Origin of the sequence: Sphingomonas sp. CCH5-D11, assembly GCF_001557395.1 — a bacterium.
Taxonomy (GTDB): Bacteria; Pseudomonadota; Alphaproteobacteria; order Sphingomonadales; family Sphingomonadaceae; genus Sphingomonas.
Genome location: NZ_LSKH01000010.1, coordinates 1 through 5,812, shown reverse-complemented (window position 1 = coordinate 5,812; position 5,812 = coordinate 1). Strand labels below are relative to the sequence as shown.

Annotated in this window: 5 protein-coding genes; 4 read left to right on the top strand and 1 reads right to left on the bottom strand. The window is 66.6% G+C overall.

The genetic code is table 11. The features are described from left to right. Positions 1 to 131: Holliday junction DNA helicase RuvB C-terminal domain-containing protein (locus AX702_RS21445; RefSeq protein WP_331710367.1), on the top strand; the 131-nt coding region annotated here is incomplete at its 5' end. A 3-nt stretch (positions 132 to 134) separates the two neighbouring features. Here the strand turns inward: AX702_RS21445 and AX702_RS00500 are convergent. Then, the gene (locus AX702_RS00500; RefSeq protein ID WP_066774986.1) at positions 135 to 2,279 is read right to left on the bottom strand and encodes a calcium-binding protein; all 2,145 of its coding nucleotides are present in this window, start codon (positions 2,277 to 2,279) and stop codon (positions 135 to 137) included. 203 nt (positions 2,280 to 2,482) lie between these two features. Here AX702_RS00500 and AX702_RS00495 point away from each other — a divergent pair, with 203 nt between their 5' ends. From AX702_RS00495 to AX702_RS00485, 3 genes are all read left to right on the top strand, one after another. Continuing rightward, on the top strand, positions 2,483 to 2,740 hold the full coding sequence (locus tag AX702_RS00495) for a hypothetical protein (protein WP_156455290.1): 258 nt from the start codon (positions 2,483 to 2,485) through the stop codon (positions 2,738 to 2,740). 70 nt (positions 2,741 to 2,810) lie between these two features. Continuing rightward, positions 2,811 to 5,081, top strand: coding sequence for a phosphoenolpyruvate--protein phosphotransferase (gene ptsP / locus AX702_RS00490; protein WP_066774980.1), 2,271 nt, complete (start codon positions 2,811 to 2,813; stop codon positions 5,079 to 5,081). Between the two features lie 135 nt (positions 5,082 to 5,216). After that, a partial coding sequence (locus AX702_RS00485) for a helix-turn-helix domain-containing protein (RefSeq protein WP_156455289.1) occupies positions 5,217 to 5,812 on the top strand: 596 nt, incomplete at its 3' end.

Here is a 5,812-nt window from a genome sequence, read left to right as displayed (position 1 = left end):
TGATCGAGCCGTATCTGATTCAGCTCGGCCTGGTCGCGCGCACGGCGCGGGGACGGATGCTGAACGCCGGCGGGTGGAAGCATCTGGGCCTCAATCCGCCGGCGGGCAGCCAGGATGGGCTGTTCGACTGATCGCTACAGGATGATGCGGGCGGCGATGTCGTCCGGGATAGTGGCGTAGAAAAGCAGGGTCAGATCCGACTGGCCGTCGCCGTCCACATCGGCCCGGATCTGCCCATGGGAATCCAGCGGCTGAGTAATGACGAGCTCGCCCGCCGCGCCGGTGAAGGCATCGACGATACGGAAGGCCTGATCGCCTGCCACATTGGCATCGGCATCGATGGCCGACACATCGATCCGGTCCTCGCCGAGGCCGAAATCCATGATCCAGTCGCCCGTGCCGATCGCATCATAGACGAACAGGTCAGCGCCGGCCCCGCCCTCCAACGTGTCGAGACCGCCGCGACCGATCAGGACATCATCGCCGTCCCGGCCACGCAGGTAATTGCCGTCTGTGCTGTCGCTGCCGATCAGCATGTCATCATGCGCGGAGCCGAAGAGGAACTCGAAGTCCCAGATCGTGTCCATGCCGGCGCCGCCGGTATCCTGCGCCGCGCCGTTCAAGGCCAGGTCAACGCGAACGCCGGCCGCCGCATGACCATAATCGAGTGTATCGATGCCAGCGCCGCCGCGCATGCGATCACTGCCGCCTGCGCCCTCGATCGTGTCGTCGCCGTCACCGCCGATGAGCAGATCGTCAAATTGGGAGCCGCGAAGTCCCCTGATCTGATCAAGCGTATCGATCCCCGCGCCGAGCGTGTTCTGCGCGCCGCTGACGGCGAGGCTGACGCGAACCCAGCGGGCCGCATGTTCGTAGCTCGCCACCGCGGTCCCATAGGTGCCGGTGAGCAGGTCGTCGCCAAGACCGCCTTCCAGTTCACCCCGCCCGGTCAGATGGTTGTCGCCGGCATTGCCCCGCACGACCCAGGAAGAGGGGGCGAATGCGTCAATGTCGGCCCGGCCGCTCAGCTCGACCTGGCCGACGCCGCTTGAGCCACCGGCTTCCGAATAGCTGACGCTGCTGATGACCCGGTCCGCCTCTTCGGCATCCATGATCCGATCGCCGGCATTGTTGAGGATGAACGTGTCCGCCCCTTCGCCGCCGTAGTAAGTGTCGGGGCCGCGGCCGCCGTCCAGCACGTCATTCCCGGCCAGGCCGTATAGCGTGTCCTTGCCGTCTGTGGACGTGCGTCCGTAGCGATCGGCCTGCCCGGGCCCGATCCAATCGGCGCCGTCGGTGCCGACACGATAAGCGACCAGCAGATCGGCCATCGAAACAGCGGTCTTGCCGAACTGCACCGTCTCCACGTCGGCGAGATGATATTCCTCATCATAGGAGCCGAAGTCGCGGTAGAGGACCGTACGACCCTCCGACGTGAGGAATACCTTGTAGCTGCCGCGACTGCCGAGCACCTGAACCAGATCCTGGCCATCCCCGCCGTCCACGTCCTTGAAGCCGGAATAGCCCTTCGCCCGCAGATCGATCACGTCGTCGCCCGCGCCGCCGAGCAGCGTGTCGCGTCCCAGGCCGGAAACCAGGCGATCATTGCCGTCGCCGCCCTGCAAACGATCGGCGAAGTCGCTGCCGAACAGCTGATCATCGCCAGCGCCGCCTGCGAGGCGATAGGAGCCGCCAACGATCACGTCGCCGCCGGAGGAGCCGTTGCCGGGTGCGCTGCCCAGCGCGCGGCCGTCGATCACGTCATTGCCGTCGCCGCCATCGACATGATCGCCCAGCGTCGCGCCCGTTGCGAGATTTCCGAGGCGCACGACATCGTCAAAGGCGCTGCCAAAGATCGAGCCGACCCGCTCGAAACCGGCGATGCGACCGGTACCGAGGCGCGCAGACCCCCCTGACGACTGGGTGGCGAAGTTGAGCGTCACGCCCTGATCCGCGGCCGTCAGATCGAGGAACAACGTGTCGACGCCCTCTCCGCCAAGCAGAATGTCGTTATAGCCGCCGCCGATGACGTCATCGCCGATGCCGCCGTCCACCCGATCCTGATCCGCGGCGGCATCGAACCGCGCCGGGAGAAAGGCACCGAAGAAATCGACCAGCGCCATGCCGCTGGTGAGAATGTCGTTTCCCGATCCGCCATAGATCCGATCGGCGCCCAACCCGCCGAACAGTCGATCATTGCCGTCTTCGCCGTTGATTACGTCAATGTCGTCAGTGCCCGAATAATAGTCGGCCGCCGAAGTACCGCTGAACAATGCCATGCTGATCCGCCCCCAAGATTATCGATGCGTTGCCGAAATGCCGTGGAGCGTCAAGGCGTTGAACTGCTGATCACAGATGGGGCACCGCCCAGCGACGGGACAGGGAACGGCCTTGGCAGCGCGGCGCTATTTTGCTGAAGCGATGTCCAATGGGACCCGGTGACAGCGGCCGGCGTTCTTCTGTCGCCAACAAGAGGATCAAGATGACGCAGACGCCCCCGGTGCCGCCCGCCAATACCTCGCCTTATCCGATCCAGGAGCCGCCGCACCCGCCAAGCCCGCCTGCGCCACCGCAGAAGCCGGAGGAGGAATGGGCCGAGCCGCGGCGTGGATGGTCCGTGGGACGGATCGTGGGAGCGGCGGCCGGCGTCGGTGCGATCGCGATCGGCGTCGCGGCCGTGCTGTTTCCGCGCGATGGCAAGCCCCAGCCGCAGGCGAAGAAAAAGAAACGCAAGAACTGACATTTCGCTGCAATGCCGCGCAACAAAATGTTGCGTGGCACCCAGCCTGTTCGCCTGCTAGCGACACCTGATGCTGTCCGCTGCCGCCTCTGCCCGCGAAATACTGGTCAACCTTCACGATGTCATGGCGGCCCGCTCCAATGCGCAAGCCAAGCTGAACCAGGTGGTCGAGATCATCGGCGAGGCGCTGAACAGCGAAGTCTGTTCTATATACCTGCTGCGGGAAGGCGTGCTGGAACTGTTCGCGACGCGCGGGCTTTCGGCGGACGCGGTTCATGTCACCAAGCTTGCCATGGGCGAGGGGCTGGTCGGCACCATTGCCGAGAATGGCGAAGTGCTGAACCTGGATGAGGCCGCGAGCCACCCGGATTTCGCCTATAAGCCCGAAACGGGCGAGGATCGGTTCCATAGTTTTGCGGGCGTGCCGATCATCCGGCGCGAGCGTTCGGTGGGCGTTCTGGCAGTGCAGCATGCCGATCCGCGCCGTTATGCCGATATCGAGATCGAGGCGTTGCAGACCGTGGCAATGGTGCTCAGCGAGCTGATCGCCAATGCCGGGCTGATCGACCCTGCAGGGCCGCGCAATCGGCCGCAGCAGCCCACCGCCAGCATCCGCCTGACCGGGCAGAAGCTGGTGGAGGGCATGGCGGCAGGTGCTGCGGTGTTCCACCAGCCACGCATTCATATCGAACATACGGTGGCCGAGGACACGGAAGCCGAGCGGCACCGCGTCTATGCCGCATTCGACAAGATGCGCGAGCAGATCGACCGCATGACTCGAGAGGCGGAGTTCGGCGTCGGCGGCGAGCATGAGGAAGTGCTCGAGACCTACAAGATGTTCGCCTATGACGAGGGTTGGGCGCGCCGCATCAACGAGGCGATCGACAGCGGGCTGACCGCGGAAGCGGCGATCGAGCGGGTGCAGCAGCGCACGCGCCAGCGGATGCGGCAGATCGACGATCCGCTGCTGGCCGACCGGATGCACGACCTGGAGGACCTGTCCAACCGGCTGCTGCGCATCGTTTCCGGGCAGATGGGCACGGCGGCGCAGCTTGGCCTGAGGCAGGACACCATCCTGATCGCGCGCAACCTGGGTCCGGCGGAACTGCTGGAATATGATCGCCGGCGGCTGAAGGGCGTGATCCTGGAGGAAGGATCGCTGACCGCGCATGTCACTATCGTAGCGCGCGCGATGGGCGTGCCGGTGCTGGGCCGGGTGCGCGACGTGCGCCGGCAGATCGCCGAGGGCGACATGCTGCTGCTGGACGTGGGCGAGGGATCGGTGGTGGTGCGCCCGTCCAGCCCGATGGAAGAAGCGTTCGAGGCCAAGCTGGCGCTGAGGCAGAAGCGTCGGGCCGCCTATGCGCGGCTGCGCGATGTCGCGCCGGAAACGAAGGACGGCCATCGTGTGACCGTGATGGTCAATGCCGGCCTGCGCGATGACGTGGCGGCACTGGACGTGACCGGCGCGGACGGCATCGGCCTGTTCCGCACCGAATTCCAGTTCCTCGTGTCGGCAACGTTGCCGCAGCGCGAGCGCCAGCAGCGGCTGTACCGCGAAGTGCTGGACGTCGCCGGCGACCGGCCGGTGATTTTCCGCACGGTGGATATCGGCGGGGACAAGGCGCTGCCATACCTGGCGCAGCATGACGGCGACGAGGAAAATCCGGCCATGGGCTGGCGCGCGCTGAGGCTGGCGCTGGAGCGCAACGGGTTGATGAAGGCGCAGGCACGCGCGCTGCTGGATGCCGCGGCCGGGCGCACGCTGAACGTGATGTTCCCGATGGTCAGCGAGGCGTGGGAGTTTGCCGAAGCGCGGGCGCTATTCGAGCAGCAGCGCACCTGGTTGGCCTCGCGCAATCGGCGGATGCCTATCGAGATCCGATATGGCGCCATGCTTGAGGTGCCGAGCCTCGCCTATCAGCTGGACCTGTTGCTGCCGCAGGTGGATTTCCTGTCGATCGGCACCAATGATCTGACCCAGTTCCTGTTCGCCGCCGACCGCGCCAATCCGAAGCTGGCGGAGCGGTACGACTGGCTTTCGGCGTCCATCCTGCGCTTCATCGCCAGCGTGCTGGAGCCGTCGCGGGCGGCAGGCGTGCCGGTGGCGATCTGCGGGGAGATGGGCGGACGGCCGCTCGAGGCGCTGGCGCTGATCGGCATCGGCATCGACCGACTGTCGATCACGCCGGCGGCGGTGGGGCCGATCAAGGCCATGGTGCAATCGCTGAACTATGCGGCAGTACGCGCGGAAATGTCCCGACTTCTGGCCGATCCCCCCCGCGACATGCGTGCGGCACTGGGCACATGGGCGCAGACGAATGGGGTGGAGCTGGGATGAGGACCGGCGGCGCCTCGGCAAAGCGAGGGGCGTCGCGGATCAAAAGCGGTGTGGCTCGATTGACACAGATGGCTCGCTCTGGGAGACGTGCCACCGAGGGCGGACGGGGTCGGTTCGCCCGAAGCGGAGAAGCGAATGACTGAGGCCGAGCGCGGCGACAACGCGACGCTCTTCCCGCAACCTGTTGGCGAGAGGCTGCGCGCCGCGCGCGAGCGACACGGCATGTCGCTGGCCGAGATCGGCGCTCGCACCCGCGTGCCGCTGCGTCATCTGGAGGCGATCGAGGCGTCCAATTACGGTGCCCTGCCGTCGCCCACCTATGCCGTCGGGTTCGTGCGCGCTTATGCGCGTGCGGTCGGCGAGGACGAGGTGACGCTGGCGCGGGACGTGCGCGCCGAGGCGAATGACGCGCCGCGCGTGACGCCCAAATACCAGCCCTATGAGGTTGCCGATCCGACGCGTGTGCCCAGCCGCGGGCTGGTGATCGCGGCCGCCGGCGTCGCGCTGGCGATCGTGGTGCTCGCCGTCCTCTGGCTGGGCAGCAGCCTGTTCCGCGGCGGTGACGGAACCCCGGTGCCGGCAGCGCCGTCCGTGGCGGTAGCGGTGCCGGCGGCACAGCCGACGGCTGCGCCCAAGGCCGCGCCGCAGGTGACGCTGACCGCGACGGACGAAGTCTGGCTGCGTGTCTATGACGCAGCGGACAAGACGCTCTACATCGGCACCATGAAGGC